This window comes from Pseudoclavibacter sp. AY1F1, from assembly GCF_002931075.1.
GTDB lineage: Bacteria > Actinomycetota > Actinomycetes > Actinomycetales > Microbacteriaceae > Pseudoclavibacter.
This window is the reverse complement of sequence record NZ_PSTQ01000006.1, coordinates 1-15781: the sequence shown is the minus strand read 5'-3', so window position 1 is coordinate 15781 and position 15781 is coordinate 1. Positions and strand designations below refer to the sequence as shown.

The 15781-nt window shown below is 68.1% G+C and carries 10 protein-coding genes; 2 read left to right on the top strand and 8 right to left on the bottom strand.

From position 1 onward, the window contains the following. The 3 genes from C5B85_RS10625 to C5B85_RS10615 form a co-directional block, all read right to left on the bottom strand. Complete coding sequence (locus C5B85_RS10625; RefSeq protein ID WP_104286013.1) at positions 1–1245, bottom strand: hemin ABC transporter substrate-binding protein; 1245 nt, start codon at positions 1243–1245, stop codon at positions 1–3. A gap of 58 nt (positions 1246–1303) precedes the next feature. Next, positions 1304–2755, bottom strand: a complete 1452-nt coding sequence (locus tag C5B85_RS10620) for a hypothetical protein (RefSeq protein WP_104286012.1) — start codon at positions 2753–2755, stop codon at positions 1304–1306. A 145-nt stretch (positions 2756–2900) separates the two neighbouring features. Next, positions 2901–4307 (bottom strand): HtaA domain-containing protein, encoded by a 1407-nt coding sequence (locus tag C5B85_RS10615; RefSeq protein ID WP_104286011.1) that lies wholly within the window; start codon positions 4305–4307, stop codon positions 2901–2903. 260 nt (positions 4308–4567) lie between these two features. On the opposite strand from C5B85_RS10615, the gene C5B85_RS10610 reads away from it, so the two are divergent. Further along, a complete protein-coding gene (locus tag C5B85_RS10610; protein WP_104286010.1) occupies positions 4568–8506 on the top strand; it encodes a Pls/PosA family non-ribosomal peptide synthetase in 3939 nt (1312 codons plus the stop codon). Next, positions 8503–9861 (top strand): M1 family metallopeptidase, encoded by a 1359-nt coding sequence (locus tag C5B85_RS10605; RefSeq protein WP_104286009.1) that lies wholly within the window; start codon positions 8503–8505, stop codon positions 9859–9861. Before C5B85_RS10610 ends, C5B85_RS10605 begins: the two co-directional genes overlap by 4 nt. Before the next feature lie 19 nt (positions 9862–9880). On the opposite strand, the gene C5B85_RS10600 is transcribed toward C5B85_RS10605, so the two are convergent. The 5 genes from C5B85_RS10600 to tig form a co-directional block, all read right to left on the bottom strand. After that, positions 9881–10720 carry a 4'-phosphopantetheinyl transferase superfamily protein gene (locus C5B85_RS10600; protein ID WP_146077928.1) on the bottom strand — a complete coding sequence of 280 codons (840 nt, stop codon included), beginning with the start codon at positions 10718–10720 and terminating at the stop codon, positions 9881–9883. A 185-nt stretch (positions 10721–10905) separates the two neighbouring features. Continuing rightward, the gene (clpX, locus tag C5B85_RS10595) at positions 10906–12183 is read right to left on the bottom strand and encodes an ATP-dependent Clp protease ATP-binding subunit ClpX (RefSeq protein ID WP_104286007.1); all 1278 of its coding nucleotides are present in this window, start codon (positions 12181–12183) and stop codon (positions 10906–10908) included. Positions 12184–12309: 126 nt separating this feature from the next. Next, on the bottom strand, positions 12310–12981 hold the full coding sequence (locus C5B85_RS10590) for an ATP-dependent Clp protease proteolytic subunit (RefSeq protein WP_104286006.1): 672 nt from the start codon (positions 12979–12981) through the stop codon (positions 12310–12312). 14 nt (positions 12982–12995) lie between these two features. Next, complete coding sequence (locus C5B85_RS10585; RefSeq protein WP_104286005.1) at positions 12996–13610, bottom strand: ATP-dependent Clp protease proteolytic subunit; 615 nt, start codon at positions 13608–13610, stop codon at positions 12996–12998. 159 nt (positions 13611–13769) lie between these two features. Further along, complete coding sequence (gene tig, locus C5B85_RS10580) at positions 13770–15149, bottom strand: trigger factor (RefSeq protein ID WP_104286004.1); 1380 nt, start codon at positions 15147–15149, stop codon at positions 13770–13772. Positions 15150–15781 lie beyond the last annotated feature (632 nt).

Here is a 15781-nt window from a genome sequence, read left to right as displayed (position 1 = left end):
TCATTCGCCGCTCTGGTCCGCGTTGTCCGCTGCATCGGCGGCGGGCTCGGCCTCCGGCACGTAGGCGAGGTCTGGTGCGTAGATCGCGGTGCCGAGCGCCGCAAGAACTGAGGCCGATCGGGGTCCGAAGCTCATCACCTCGTAGTCGCTCATATCGACGATGCGCTTGTTCGCGCCCGCCGGGGTCTGCCCGATGCCTGGCAGCTGCACGGCTTCGTCGATGCCGCCGACGGAGGCGAGGCCGAGAGTCATGACGATGATCACGTCCGGGGCGGCACGCACGAGCGCCTCCGCGTTGGTCGGCGACATTCCCGCGAAGCCGACCTCCGTCGCGACGTCGCGCGCGCCGATGCTCTGGATGATGGAATCGGCGCCTGAGCCGGCCCCGAACCAGTAGTAGACGCTGCCTCGCAGGTAGAGGAAGACGACGCGGGGCTTCTTCTCCGGGTCGGTCGGCGCCATCGTGCCGAGCTGCTGGATCGTGGTTCCGATCTCCGCCTGCGTGCGCTGCGACAGCTTCTCCCCCAGGGCCGGAACGCCGAGCGCATCGGCCACGAACTGGATCTGCGGAGACACGCCCTCGACGCCGTCTTCGTAAGCGATGGGCACCATGACCACGGGGATCCCGGCCTGGCGCAGCTGCAGCTGCACGTCGTACGGGCCGATGGATGCGTCGGTCACGACCACCGTCGGCGCGAGCTGCAGGATGGACTCGGCGTTGAGCTCGTGCCCGTTCTGCGTCACGAGCGGGAGCTGCTCGTTGCCAGGCATGAGCTTCGTGATGTCCGTCGCGGTGTCCCGCCCGATGAGGTTGCAGCCGAAGCCGAGGCCGATGACGGCAGCGGCGAGGCCACCATTCTGGTTGACGGCGAGGATGCGGGTCGTGTCGGTCACGGTCGTCTCGGCGCCGTCCGAGCTCGTGAACGTCGACGGGAGCTGCTGCACCGCGGTCGCTGCGTCAGTGATGGGGTTGATCGCCGCGGTCTGCGTGTACGCCGTGGTCGGGCCCGTGATGCTGCGCGGGTCGGGCAGCTCCGCTGAGGTGACGGACGGCAGCACCGGGGCGACGGGTTCGGTCTGCACCGGCTGCGCAACGCACTGGTCGTTTCCCGCTCCGTTCGCGGTGCCGATGTTGTGGAACCCGTTGGCCCACAGCATGGACACGACGACCACGGCAAGCGCTGCCCAGCCGGCGCGACGGATCGTCGAGCGGCGGAAGCGGCGGAGCGTGCGTGGCAACGGCATGGGGTCCTCGGTCGGGTCGGTCAGAAAGCGGTTGCGGGTGTCGGCCGCGTGGGCAGGGTCAGCCGGTGCGCCCCTTGCGGTGAAGAAGGAAGACGACCCCGACGATGAGCGCGAGCGCGCCGAGGCCGAGGGTGATCGCGAGCGTCTCGTTGCCGGTGGCGGCGAGGCCGGATCCGCCACCCACGGTGCCGGAGCCGTTGCCCGTGCTCGAGCCGCTACCTGCTCCCGAGCTCGAAGTCGGGGATGCGGTCTGCGCCGTGCTGGGGACCGCCGTCGAGGATGCGCTGGTCGACGGCGCGGCCGTCGTCGTCTGCACGGGTGTCGGCGCCGGGATCGTCACCTCGACGATCCCGGACGACGAGGTCGGAGCCGGCTCCGCGACCGCTGGCGTCGGGCTCGTGAGGCCGACGCCGAGGGCCAGCGCGATACCGGCGATGAGTGCGAGAGCGGCACCTCCCGCTCGCGGCGGGGCGAGCTGTTCGGAGCCTGGGCCGGTCTCGGAACTGTAGCCGGCCATGAGGAGGTCGGGGCGTCGGCGGCGCCAGACCCAGAAGACGATGCCGGCGACGATGAGGAGCAGGACGACCACCAAGACGACCAGCGACCACGGCAGCGCGAACGCGGACAGATCCGCCGTCACGGCGACCGGCACATCGGTAAAGGCACCGACGGGCTGCAGGTACACCGTGAGTGCCCCGTTAAGCGGGCCGATGGCGCTCGAGGTGACCTCGCGGGTGATCGTCACGGCAGAACCGGGCAGCAGCTCCGGGATCTCGCCGCCGGTCAGCGCGACTCCGGCGGAGCCGCCGATGCCGCTCAGACGGAGGTCCTCGAGCGACGCGAGCCGCACGTTGCCCGTGTTCACGAGCTCGTAGCTCACGGTTGTCGTGCCGCCGCCGAACGGGTTGACGCCAGAGGCACCCCAGTTCGTGGCGAGGCTGCGGATCTCGGCGGTGGGCGCGAGCTCCCCGCTCACGCGCATGTCGATGCGCAGGCCGAGGCGTCGCTCGACCTTGACCTGGTCGGTGGAGTCGCCTGGCAGGAGCGAGGCGACGATCGCGGCCGAATGGTCACCCGGGGTCGCATCCGCCGGCACCGTCAGGGTGAAGGGAACGTCGACGCTCGCTCCCGGTTCCAGAGAGATCGAGCCAGCGCCCGGGGCAACCCAGGTGCCCGCATCCACCGACGGCTCGCCGTTCTCGAGGATGTCGACGGCTCCCGTCGCGGTCGTGAAGGCGTCAGCCGCGTAGATCGTCAGGTTGAGCGCGCCCGGGCCCGTGTTGGTGACGGTGAACGCGTCGGCGATGACGTCGCCCGGGTTCACGTCGTACGAGAAGTTCGGGCGGCCCGTTCCTCGGTCGCTGTCGACCGTGTCGATGCTCCAGGCGGGCGGCTGCGTCGTGTCTGCCTGCGCAGCGGTCGGCGCGACAAACGACAGCAGCGCCAGCAGCGAGGTCGTAAGCACGACGGATGCTGTGGCGCGGGTGCGGAGACGGGTGGGGAGAGCCATGTGGTCCCTAACGTGGGGCCCTCGCGGCAAGGCCGCGGCGGAGCGAGAGGTGCGGTGAGGCCGGGTGGTGCTGCGCGAGCGGATGCACGCGCAGCGAGGTGCGAGTGCGCGGGAGCCTCGTGAGCTCCCGCGCACTCCTCAGCGCCTAGGAGATCGCCGAGATGGTGAGGGTCGCGGAGTACGCGCCCTGCTTCGTGGTGGTGGGGACCGTCAGCGTCAGGTCAGCACCAAGGGTTGCGCTTGCGGCGGCGTTCGACGTCGCGAGCTGCTGCGCCGTGTTGAGACCGGTCACGGCAGCACCCTTCGTCACGCTCGGGCTCGTACCCTCAGCGAGCTTGGGAGCCCAGCCGAGGTTTGCAGCCGAGATCGTGTCGGTGCCGTTGCTGAAGTCGGTGGACTGTCCGGAGACCGTCCAGCCGTACGACGCCGTGCCACCGGCACGCGTGTCGGTCACCGCGACGTCGCTGATCGAGCCGTTCGCGACGAAGTTGTCGCCGGTCTGCACCGCGGTGCCGAGGTTGGCGCCGTTCGGGTCAGCCCAAGCCCACGAGAACGAACCCGTCTCGGGCTCTGGCTCGACCGGCGGCTCCTCGTAGACGGGGATCGTCACGTCGACGTTACCGTCGGGCGTGCCGGGAACCTCGGGCGTGACGATCTCCGCGTAGGTCGCGGAGAAGCCCTTCGCGACCTTCTTCGGGTCAGCTGCGCCGCCCGAGGAGTACCAGTAGGAGGACTGGCCGGTCTTGTTGTTGAAGTCGACAAGCGACTGCGGGAAGGAGCCCCAGCTTGCGGCGGTGCGGTTCTGCGGCGTGCCCGCGGTCGTGACCTCGACACCTGCGTAGTCGGGGATGACCGAGACGCCGGTTGCCGTGATGTCGACGCCGTCGAACGTGGCGAGGTCGATCTGCTCAGGGGCGATCGGCACCCACTGCGTCATGTCTTCCATGGACGTGCCATAACCGGAGGCTGTTCCCTCGAGGGTTCCGACTCCGTTGACGACGTTGAGCACTGGGTCGGAGACCGTCCAGTACGTCAGACCGCCGTAGAAGACGATCGTGAAGTCGCCATCCCACGAGATGGTGCCGGTGTCGGTCGCGGGGTTGACCGTTCCCGTGCCGGCCGCGAAGTTGACGCGGTTGTTCGTCGTCGAGCCGGCGCTCGGCGAGACGTTGCCGCCCGCAGCCGTCTGGCACTTCGTGCCCCAGGTGGGAGCGATCTGCTCGCCAGCAGCGTTCGGCTTCGTGATGGTCACGTTGCCCTCCGATGCCTTGTAGAAGTCGTCCGCCTCGGTCCAGAGACGCGAGGAGCCGCTGTCTCCTGCCGCTCCCGCGACGAGGAAGTTGCAGCCGCCGAAGTAGGCGCCGCCACCGGTCTCGTCGTTGAGCTGCCACGAGAACGAGACGTTCTCAACGTTTGCATCGCCTTCAGCGGCCGATGCTGGTGCCGCGCCGAGGCCAAGGCCCGCGGCGATGAGGCCTGCCGCGGCGAGTGTCGCGCCGCCGCGGGCCAGCACCGATGACCGGCCGGCCTTCCGTTCTTGCACTGCTGTCATGAGTTCTCCTGAGTAGAAGCCACGGCTCCCCGACACGCGCGCAGATGCGCGGCGAGTGCCGTGTACCGAAAGCCTCACGTTGGGGGCGCCACCCGGTGGAACGGGTTAGGTAACGCTAAGTAAGGCTAGGGTTACCTTACGGGAGATGGACAGGTTCGACAACGACTCCTCGAAATCCAGGGGGTGAAATACGGACGCGTCCCCGCGGCGCGAAGACGATCGGCAACCACCGCGTTACCTTCGGCCGGTAGCGTTGCTGCGTGCAATCCCCTTTGGACCGATCCGCGGCCGCCCCCACGCCCCGCACACTCATCGACGTGCTCTCGGCGACGGCTACGGCGCATCCCGACGCCATCGCGATCGACGACGGCGACGCCCCGCTCAGCTACCAGGACCTGACGGCATACGTCGCCCAGACGGCCAAGCTGCTGCAGGACGCGGGCGTGCAGCGCGGCGACAAAGTGGGCGTTCGCCTCGTGTCCGGCACCCGCGAGCTGTACATCGCGATCCTCTCGATCATCGCAGCCGGCGCGGCGTACGTCCCCGTCGACGTCGACGACCCCGACGAGCGGGCCGTGCTCGTCTTCGGCGAGGCCAAGGTACGCGGCACCATCCAGGGTGACGGGGAGTTCGTGCTCGCGGCCGTCGGCGAACAGCCTGCCGGCGTGCCCGTGCCTCTCTTCGAGGGCGGCGCACCGCATCCCGAGAGCAACAGCCTCGACGAACTTGCGGGCCCGCACCTCGACGATGACACCTGGGTCATCTTCACCTCGGGATCGACGGGCGTACCGAAGGGTGTTGCCGTCTCGCACCGTTCAGCGGCCGCGTTTGTCGACGCCGAAGCGAAGCTCTTCCTGCAGGCCGACCCCATCGGGCCCGGCGACCGCGTGCTCGCCGGCCTCTCCGTCGCCTTCGACGCCTCGTGCGAGGAAATGTGGCTCGCCTGGCGCTACGGAGCCTGCCTTGTCCCCGCCCCACGATCGCTGGTCAGGTCCGGCGAAGACCTCGGGCCGTGGCTGCTGCGCCACCAGATCTCGATCGTCTCGACCGTTCCGACCCTCGCGGCCCTCTGGCCGAGCGAGACCATCGAGCAGGTGAGGCTTCTCATCTTCGGCGGCGAGGCCTGCCCGCTCGAACTCACCCAGCGCCTCGTCGGCGAGGGCCGCGAGGTCTGGAACACGTACGGGCCCACTGAAGCAACCGTCGTGGCCTGCGCCGCGCTGCTCGACGGCACCCCGCCCATCCGCATCGGCCTGCCGCTCGACGGCTGGGAGCTCGCGGTCGTCGACGCTGAAGGCAAGCGCGTCACAGAAGGCGAATCCGGCGAGCTCATCATCGGCGGCGTGGGCCTCGCCCGCTACCTCGACCCCGCCAAAGATGCCGAGAAGTACGCCCCGATGGAGAGCCTCGGTTGGGAACGCGCCTACCGCTCTGGCGACCTCGTCAAGTTCGAGGCCGAGGGACTCGTGTTCCTCGGACGCGCCGACGACCAGGTCAAGATCGGCGGCCGACGCATCGAGCTCGGCGAGGTCGAGGCCGCGCTGCAGGCCGTGACCGGAGTGACCGGCTCGGCCGTCGCCGTCCGCAAGACCTCGGCTGGCGTCTCCATCCTCGTCGGCTACATCGTGACGGGCCCAGGCTACGAGCGCCAGCTCGCCCGCGCCGAGCTCGGCGAGCAGCTGCCGAAGGCGCTTGTGCCGCTCCTCGCCGAAGTTGAATCCCTGCCGACCCGCACCTCAGGCAAGGTCGACAAGAACGCCCTCCCCTGGCCGCTGCCGGGAGCAGACGAGATCTCCGGAGACCTCGACGGCCACGTCGCCTGGCTCGCCGAGCAGTGGCAGGCAGTCCTGGGCCTGCCCATCGGCAGCGAGGACGCCGACTTCTTCGACCTCGGTGGCGGCTCGCTCTCAGCCGCCCAGCTCGTCACGCGAGTGCGATCGCGAGTGCCCGAGTTCACCGTCGCCGACGTCTACGACCACCCGCGCCTCGGCGCGATGACCGAGTCGATCACGGAAGCACTCGACGACGAGGACGAACTGCCGACCTCTTTCAGCACGCCAGGCCCCACACCGCTGTCAGCCCGCATCCTGCAGCTTGTCGCGGGACTCCCCCTGCACATCCTGGCCGGCGCACGCTGGGTCACGTACCTGCTCACGGCAAGCGCCCTGCTGCAGCTCCTCCCCGGCTTCGACGTGCTCCCGGATGCTCCGCTCTGGCTCATCATCGTCATGCTCGTCGTCTTCGTGACGCCGTTCGGGAAGATGGCGATCTCGGTCGCCGCCGCACGCATCCTGCTCTTCCGCGTGAAGCCGGGTGACTACCGGCGGGGCGGATCCACGCACATGCGGCTGTGGCTCGCCGAGCAGGTGGCCACCCAGATCGATGCCGTCGGTCTCGCGGGAGCGCCCTGGGTCGTCTACTACGCCCGCGCACTCGGCGCGAAGGTCGGCAACAACGTCGACCTGCACTCCCTCCCTCCCGTGACCGGCATGCTCCAGCTCGGCGACGGCGCCGCCATCGAGCCGGAAGTCGACCTCACGGGGTACTGGATCGACGGCGCCCTCGTGCGCATCGGCGGGATCCGCATCGGCGCCGGCGCCACAGTCGGCGCGCGCAGCACGCTCGCGCCAGGCACGAAGATCGGGCAGGGCGCAGAGATCGCCCCAGGCTCCGCCGTGTTCGGCAGGGTCCGGTCCGGCAAGAGCTGGGCGGGCTCGCCCGCCGTGCGCGTCGGCAAGGTGCGGGCAAGCGACTGGCCGGCCGAGCGGCCGCCGGAGCCCTTCGGCTGGGCGGTCATCTACGCCGTCGCCTCGGTTGCGCTCGCACTCCTCCCGCTCCTCTCCTTCGCCGTGGGCGGGGTCGTCCTGGCGGCCGGGATGCGCGGGGCCGACTCCCTCGGGGACGCGGCACTCGCCGCGTTCGCCTGGCTGACCCCCGCGGTTCTCGTCGCCGGAGTGACGTTCGCGGGCCTCGTCGTCGTGCTCGTCCGGCTCCTCTCGATCGGCCTCACCGAGGGCACGCATCCCGTCCGCTCGCGCGTCGCCTGGCAGGCCTGGTGCATCGAGCGCCTCCTCGACGCAGCCCGCAGCATGCTCTTCCCGTTCTACGCGAGCCTCTTCACGCCCATCTGGCTGCGCATGCTGGGCGCCAAGGTCGGCCGCGACGTCGAAGCCTCGACCGTGCTGCTCCTGCCCTCGATGACGCAGATCGACGATGGCGCCTTCCTCGCCGACGACACGATGGTCGCGTCCTACGAGCTCCACAACGGGTGGATGCGCATCGAGCGCGCACGCATCGGAGCGCGAGCATTTCTCGGCAACTCAGGCATGGCCGCCGCCGGCCACTCGGTCCCCCGCGACGGCCTCGTCGCGGTCCTCTCGGCGGCCCCAGCGAAAGCGAAGCCCGGCTCCTCATGGCTCGGTTCCCCACCCGTCCGCCTCCGCCGGGTCACTGTCGACGGCGACGACTCACGAACCTACAACCCACCGCAGGCGCTCCGCGTCGCCCGAGCACTGTGGGAGCTCTGCCGCATCGTCCCCGTCATCGTGACCTGCGGACTCGGCCTCGGGGTCCTCTTCGGCCTCGCGGCCATCGAGACAGCCGTCGGCGTCGCCTGGAGCATCGTGCTCTCCGGGTTCGTGCTGCTCGCCGCGGCAGCGGCATCCGCCGTCGTCTCCACCCTCGCCAAGTGGGTCATCGTGGGGCGCATCCGCGTCTCCGAGCAGCCGCTGTGGTCGAGCTTCGTGTGGCGCACCGAGGTCGCCGACACGTTCGTCGAGATGGTCGCTGCCCCCTGGTTCGCGCGAGGCGCCGCGGGAACGCCCGCGCTCGCGATGTGGCTTCGCTCACTCGGCGCGAAGATCGGCAAGGGCGTGTGGTGCGATTCGTACTGGCTGCCGGAGGCCGATCTGGTCACTCTCGGCGACGGGGCCACCGTCAACCGGGGCTGCGTTGTCCAGACTCACCTATTCCATGATCGAATAATGAGCATGGACACCGTCACCCTCGAAGCAGGCGCAACGCTCGGACCGCACAGCGTGATCCTCCCCGCCGCCACGATCGGCGCTCACGCCACCGTGGGGCCCGCGTCCCTCGTCATGCGCGGCGAGTCGGTTCCCGTCGGCAGCCGCTGGAGCGGCAACCCCATCGGCCCATGGCGTGCCGTCAAGCTGCGCGCCTACCAGTCGAAGGTTTCATGATCCGCGCGGCGGCGCCAGAGCCACTGCCAGGCAACCCGTACACGCCGCAGAGCGGCGACGTCAGCATCAGAGTCGAGCGCTACGACCTCGCTCTCAAATACCGGATGCAGAACAATCGCCTTTCAGGCACCGCGACCCTCAGCATCCGCACCGCCGTACCACTCAACGCGTTCTCGCTCGACCTCGTCGGCCTCCGTGCGAGCAAAGTCAACGTGCGGGGAGACAAGCAGGCGCGCTTCAAGCAGAGCGACCGCAAGCTCAAAGTCACCCTCTCGAGACGAGTCGAGGCAGGCGACGCCATCACCCTCGAAGTCGTCTACGAGGGTGCGCCACGGCCCCGGCGCTCCCGCTGGGGTGCCATCGGCTGGGAAGAACTCGAAGACGGCATCATCGTCGCCTCACAGCCCACCGGCGCGCCGACCTGGTTCCCGTGTAACGACCACCCGGCCGACAAGGCGAGCTACCGCATCCAGGTCTCGGTCGATAGCAACTACGACGTCGTCGCGACCGGCACGCTCTCCTCGAAGCGCGCCTCGGGAGGACTGACGACGTGGGTCTACGAGGAAGCGGCGCCCACCGCCACCTATCTCGTGACCCTGCAGATCGGCCGCTACCAGCGAGAGGATGTGCAGCTCGCCGGAGTCAGCGGCCACCTGCACTACCCGCCCTCGCTCGCCCGCCGCGTCGGCACCGATCTCGCCGACCTGGCCAAGATGATGGGCACCTTCGAGCTGACCTTCGGCCCGTACCCCTTCGACACTTACGCCGTCATCGTGACCGCCGACGACCTCGAGATCCCGCTCGAAGCCCAAGGCATGGCCATCTTCGGCGCGAACCAGATCGACGGCGCGCGCGGCCAGGAGCGGCTTGTCGCGCACGAGCTCGCGCACCAGTGGTTTGGCAACAGCGTCGGCGTGGCCGGCTGGCAGCACATCTGGCTCAACGAGGGCTTCGCCTGCTACGCCGAATGGATCTGGTCGGAGGCGAGCGGCGCCGAGAGCGCCGACGAGCTCGCCAGATACTATTGGCGCTCGCTCTCCAGGCTGCCGCAGGACCTGCTGCTCGGAGACCCCGGCGCCGCCGACATGTTCGACGACCGCGTCTACAAGCGCGGTGCGCTCACCCTGCACGCGCTCCGCCTCACGATCGGCGACTCGGCCTTCTTCGAGATCCTCACGAGCTGGACGCAGAAGAAGCGGTCCTCCGTGGCGTCGACCGCCGAATTCCTCGAGCATGCCGCCGCTCTTGTCCCAGATGCGCCCCTCCAGGAGCTCTTCGATGCGTGGCTGTACCAACTCGCATTGCCGGATCTCCCGTCGGCTGTGAGGGCGAAGGTCAGGCGCCTGCTTCGCTGACGGCCGTCGTCGACCAGCGCTACCTCGTGGCCACGGCTACGAGGTAGCGCTGGTCGACGACGGCGCGGTGGATGCGGTAGCTGGCGTCCTCACCCGCGATGCGTGCCAACTCCTCACCTTCGAAGCGCACCTGGCCCGGGTCCACGCGCAGCCCCCGCCCGTCGGCCTTGAGGACCGCCTCGATGGCGGTCCATCGCTCGAGGTCCAGGGCCGAATCGTCAGCGCCCAGCGAAGCAGGCGGCAGCGGGCTTTTGAGCGAGTGGCTGGCCCGCACGGAGCCTGGGGCCGCCTCCTGGCGCAGCTCCTCGGCATCGATGCCGAGCGCACTGACCTCGTCGACCGCGCTGGCCAGTGCGACGAAGACCGCGGTTCCCGCGTAAGCGATACTGACGATCACCGGTCGGCCCGGGATGCTCGGCTTTCCGTGCGTGCTCGAGCCGCAGTGCGCGCACACCACCTCGAGCGCCGCAACCGAAGGGAGCTCAAGCCCGAGGTCGCAGTCGTGCGACCGCATCTGCCTCTCGCGCTCTTGAGCCCACGCCCGCCCGCGCTCGCACTCCCCACTGTCGGGATGGGTTTCGCCCTTCGGGATGGGGTGCAACCCATCCCGAAACGCGGAAGCCATCCCGAGACCTGAAGGGGGGAGGCCGACACGCGGAGCGAGACTCGCGAGTCCAGCGTGAACGAGCAGGCGGCCCGCGAGGAAGGAGTCCGCCCGGGCGTCGCTCATCGCACGGAGTCGTTCGCGGTCACCGGCGGAGAGCACTTCGAGCGCCAGCCGTCGCTCACGTCCGCTCAACTCCTCGGAGTCGGCACTCAGGACGAGCGCCTCGTCGATACGCAGCTCGATGACCTTCACGCGCATCGCCTCCCTGGCTGGATGCGCGAGGCACGCGCTCTCAACGCCGTGCGGCGCATCAGTTCCCCTCGGCTCTGCTGCCCAGCCCCCAGTGCGCGGCCGCCGAACTGCAGAAGCCCCGCGTGAGCACACGCGGGGCTTCCTGACTCGTTCGACAATGTCGAGCTCTGGTCGAACTCGGCGAGCTACGCCGACTTCTCGGCGCGCAGCTCCTGCCTCGGGATGATCGTCGGCGCGGCGTTCTTCAACACTACGTCGCGAGTGATCTCAACGCGGCTCGCGTCGTCGAGCGACGGCACCTCGAACATGACTGGCCCGAGCGTCTCCTCGAGGATGGCGCGAAGACCACGAGCACCCGTCTGGCGCAGCACGGCGAGGTCGGCGATCTCCTCGAGCGCTCCCTCGTCGAAGACAAGCTCGACGCCGTCGAGCTCGAACATCTTCTGGTACTGCTTCACGAGGGCATTGCGCGGCTGCGTGAGGATGTCGATGAGCGCACCACGGTCGAGCGGCGAGACCGTCGTGATGACAGGCAGGCGGCCGATGAATTCCGGGATGAGACCGAACTTGTGCAGGTCTTCCGGGAGGACCTCGCTGTACAGGTCGAGGTCGTCGTTCTTCGAGTGGATGGGGGCGCCGAAGCCGATCCCCTTCTTCCCCGAGCGCTGCGAGATGATCTCCTCGAGGCCCGCGAAGGCGCCCGCAACGATGAACAGCACGTTCGTCGTGTCGATCTGGATGAACTCCTGCTGCGGATGCTTGCGCCCACCCTGCGGCGGGACCGAGGCGACCGTGCCCTCGAGGATCTTCAGCAGCGCCTGCTGCACGCCCTCGCCGGAGACGTCGCGCGTGATGGAGGGGTTCTCCGCCTTGCGCGCGATCTTGTCGATCTCGTCGATGTAGATAATGCCCGTCTCGGCGCGCTTCACATCGAAGTCAGCGGCCTGCAGCAGCTTCAGGAGGATGTTCTCGACGTCTTCGCCGACGTAGCCCGCCTCGGTCAATGCCGTTGCGTCAGCGACCGCGAACGGAACGTTGAGTCGCTTCGCGAGCGACTGCGCGAGATAGGTCTTGCCGCATCCCGTTGGTCCGATGAGCATGATGTTGCTCTTCGAGATCTCGACCTCGTCGACCCGGTCTTCAGCCGAAGTGATCTGGCCAAGCGCACGGACTCGCTTGTAATGGTTGTAGACCGCGACGGCGAGCGCCTTCTTCGCGGGCTCCTGCCCGATGACGTACTCCTCCAAGAAGGCGAAGATCTCGCGCGGCTTCGGAAGCTCGAAGTCCTTGACCTCGCTCGTCTCGGAGTCGGCCATGCGCTCTTCGATGATCTCGTTGCACAGCTCGACGCATTCGTCGCAGATGTAGACGCCAGGACCAGCGATGAGCTGCTTGACCTGCTTCTGGCTCTTGGCGCAGAACGAGCATTTCAGCAACTCGCTGCTTTCACCGATACGTGCCATGAGGACCTCCTTCGCGGTCTGCCAAGACTAACCCGAACCACCGACATTGCCCGGATGGCCGCGCCAGGGGTGACTCCCCCGTCGCGGCCATCTCGGTGTTGCGTTTCGCAGTTCGGTCGAATCGAACTAGTCGATGATGACCGGCTCAGCGCCCTTGCGGCTCGTGAGCACCTGGTCGATGAGGCCGTACTCGAGCGCCTCGTTCGCCGACAGGATCTTGTCGCGCTCGATGTCGCGGTTGACCTTGTCGAGCGACGTGCCGGAGTGACGCGAGAGCGCCTCCTCGAGCCACGTGCGCATCCGGAGCACTTCCTGCGCTTGGATCTCGATGTCAGATGCCTGCCCCTGGCCGGCACCGCCGGTCGAGGGCTGGTGGATGAGGACACGAGCGTTCGGCAGAGCCAGGCGCTTACCCGGCTGTCCGGCGGCGAGCAGCACTGCGGCGGCGGAAGCTGCCTGTCCGAGGCACACGGTGGAGACCTCCGGACGGATGTACTGCATCGTGTCGTAGATCGCCGTCATGGCCGTGAACGAGCCACCCGGCGAGTTGATGTACAGCGTGATGTCGCGGTCAGGGTCCTGGCTTTCGAGCACGAGGAGCTGGGCCATGATGTCGTCAGCCGAAGCGTCGTCCACCTGCACGCCGAGGAAGATGATGCGGTCCTCGAAGAGCTTCGCGTACGGGTCCTGACGCTTGTAGCCGTAGGCCGTGCGCTCCTCGAACGTCGGCAGGATGTACCGCGACGAGGGGCTCTGGACGCCTGTTGCTGCGCCGCCGGTCAGAAATGGGGTGTTCATATGCTCTGGCTTCCTTACTCTGCCGACTCGGACGTGGTCTCGGCGTCGCGCTTGGTGCCGCCGCCGCCCGTGACCTCGGTCGCCGACGAACGGATGTGGTCGACGAAGCCGTATGCCAGCGCCTCGTCGGCGTTGAACCAGCGGTCGCGGTCGCCGTCCTCGTTGATCTGATCGAGGCTCTTGCCCGTGCGCTGGGCCGTGATCGACGCGAGGCGTGCCTTCATATCGAGGATGAGCTGCGCCTGGGTCTGGATGTCGCTCGCGGTTCCACCGAAGCCGCCGTGCGGCTGGTGCAGCAGGACGCGTGCGTTCGGCGTGATGTATCGCTTGCCTGGTGCCCCCGCGGTCAGCAGAAGCTGGCCCATTGAGGCCGCCATGCCGATACCCACGGTGACGATGTCGTTCGGCACGAACTCCATCGTGTCGAAGATCGCCATACCTGCGGTGATCGATCCACCAGGCGAGTTGATGTAGAGGTAGATGTCTCGCTCAGGATCCTCTGCAGCAAGCAGCAGGATCTTCGCGCAGATCTCGTTCGCGTTCTCGTCGCGCACCTCGGACCCGAGCCAGATGATGCGGTCTTTCAAAAGCCTGTCGAAGACGCTGTTCGGCAGTTGAATATCAGCCACGGTCGCTCCATTTCCCTAACGGTCGTCACCGAATCTAGTAGAGCTACGAGGCCAGCGTTGGCCTGTTCGCCCACGGCACACGGTGCCAGGTAAAGCGCTGAGCATGCACGAAGCGCCGCCGGCATGATGCCGGCGGCGCTTCGCGAAGTGGAGTGAAGGCTACTTGGCCTCGTCGTCCTTGGCCTCGTCGGCGGCGACCTCTTCGGTCTCGACGGCGTCGGCCGTTTCGGCCTCCGCTGCCGCTGCCTTGTCCTTGGCCCGCCGGACGGCGACCGTGAACTCGGAGATGTCGACGGCGTCGCCGTTGGTGTCAACGACCTCAGCCTTGTCGAGGACGAAGAGGATCGCCTTCGAGCGTGCGACCTCGCCGATCATGCCTGGGAGCTGGTTGTTCTCCTGCAGCACACCGATGAACTCCTGCGGAGCCATGCCGTACTGGGCTGCCGACTGGATGAGGAACTGCGTGAGCTCGTCCTGCTCGACCTCGACGCCCTCAGCCTTGATGACCTCGTCGAGGAGCACCTGCTGGCGGAAGGACTTCTCGGCGTTGGCGCGAACCTCGACACCGTGCTCGTCGTCGGGCTGGAGGCCCTCCTGCTCGAGGTGGCGCGTGACCTCGTCGTTGATGAGCGTCTCCGGCAGCGGGATCTCGACGAGCTCGAGGAGCTGTTCGACGATCTTCTCGCGGGCGGCGTCCACTTGAGCGAAGGTCTTCTTGCTCTTGGCCTGGGTCTCGAGGTCGGCGCGGAGCTCGTCGATCGTGTCGAACTCGCTCGCGATCTGCGCGAACTCGTCGTCGATCTCGGGCAGCTCGCGGTCCTTGACCGACTGCACGGTCACGGTGATCTCGGCTTCCTTGCCCTCGTGCTCGCCCCCGAGCAGCGTGGAGCGGAAGGTCGTCTCCTCGCCTGCGGTGAGCGTGAGGAGCGCCTCGTCGGTGCCCTCGAGGAGCTGGCCGGAGCCGAGCTCGTACGAGATGCCCTCTGCTTCGTCGACCTTGTCGCCGTCGACCGTCGCGATGAGGTCGAGCGTCACGAAGTCGCCGTCCTCGATCGGGCGGTCTGCGGTGACGAGCGTGCCGAAGCGCTTGCGGAGCTCTTCGAGCTCCTCGTCGACGTCAGCCGCGTCGACGACTGCAGCCTCGACCTCGACCTTGATGCCGTCGTACGAGGGGAGCTCGATCGAGGGACGCGAGTCGACCTCGACCTCGACGACGAGGTCGCCAGCGAAGTCTGCGACGTTGGGCGTCTCGATGACGTCTGCCTTCGGGCGGCCGAGCGGCTGCACGTCGGACTCTGCGACGGCCTGGTTGAAGAACACGTCGAGGCCATCGGAGATCGCCTGGTCGAGGACGGCGGCGCGACCGACACGCTGGTCGATGATCGGCGTCGGAACCTTGCCGCGGCGGAAGCCGGGCACCTGGATCTGCTCTGCGATGGTGCGGTAAGCCGAGTCGACGTATGGCTTGAGTTCAGCCGGTTCTACGTTGATCGTCAGCTTGACGCGGGTCGGGTTGATCTGTTCGACCGAGGTCTTCACGTGGGGCATCTCCTGAGATACGTGGGGTGACTGCGCGGATTCGCGCGTGGAGCGGGGTGCGACTGCACGCCGCGCACCACCCAGATGGGCGTATCGCCGCACTGATGCGGCTGCGAACAGCCTACGGCACCCACAAACGACAGCACTCTACCGGCAATCAGGATTCCTGTGGGCGTGGATGCACGGGCACGTGCGCGGCGCGATGCTGCGCCGAAGAGTCAGCCAGACGCATCCCTGCCGGCGAGGGAGCATGCATCTCCATGACACATCTGCAGGGGGGCGGCTCGCCAGTAGATGAATGCCGCCGGCATCCATGGATTTGCACAGGGACATGCGGCGGGGCCGGCGCCCGCGGCCAGGCGAGACCGGCAGCGGCCAGTCTCAGAAAAGTTAGCCAGACGCATCCCCGCCGGCGCAGGAGCGTGCATCTCCCTGACACATCTGCAGGGGGGCGGCTCGCCAGTGGATGAGCGCCGCCGGCATCCATGGATATGCGCAGGGCCATGCGGCGGGGCCGGCGCCCGCGGCCAGGCGAGACCGGCAGCGGCCAGTCTCAGAAAAGTCAGCCAGGCGCATCCCCGCCGGCGAGGGAGCGTGCATCTCCCTCACGCTTCGGGGCTGGGGGCAGGGGC

Coding starts and splice junctions, on each gene's coding strand:
- C5B85_RS10625 (WP_104286013.1), bottom strand. CDS start 1,245: ATGCCGTTGCCACGCACGCTCCGCCGCTTCCGCCGCTCGACGATCCGT.
- C5B85_RS10615 (WP_104286011.1), bottom strand. CDS start 4,307: ATGACAGCAGTGCAAGAACGGAAGGCCGGCCGGTCATCGGTGCTGGCC.
- C5B85_RS10605 (WP_104286009.1), top strand. CDS start 8,503: ATGATCCGCGCGGCGGCGCCAGAGCCACTGCCAGGCAACCCGTACACG.
- C5B85_RS10590 (WP_104286006.1), bottom strand. CDS start 12,981: ATGAACACCCCATTTCTGACCGGCGGCGCAGCAACAGGCGTCCAGAGC.
- clpX (WP_104286007.1), bottom strand. CDS start 12,183: ATGGCACGTATCGGTGAAAGCAGCGAGTTGCTGAAATGCTCGTTCTGC.
- C5B85_RS10620 (WP_104286012.1), bottom strand. CDS start 2,755: ATGGCTCTCCCCACCCGTCTCCGCACCCGCGCCACAGCATCCGTCGTG.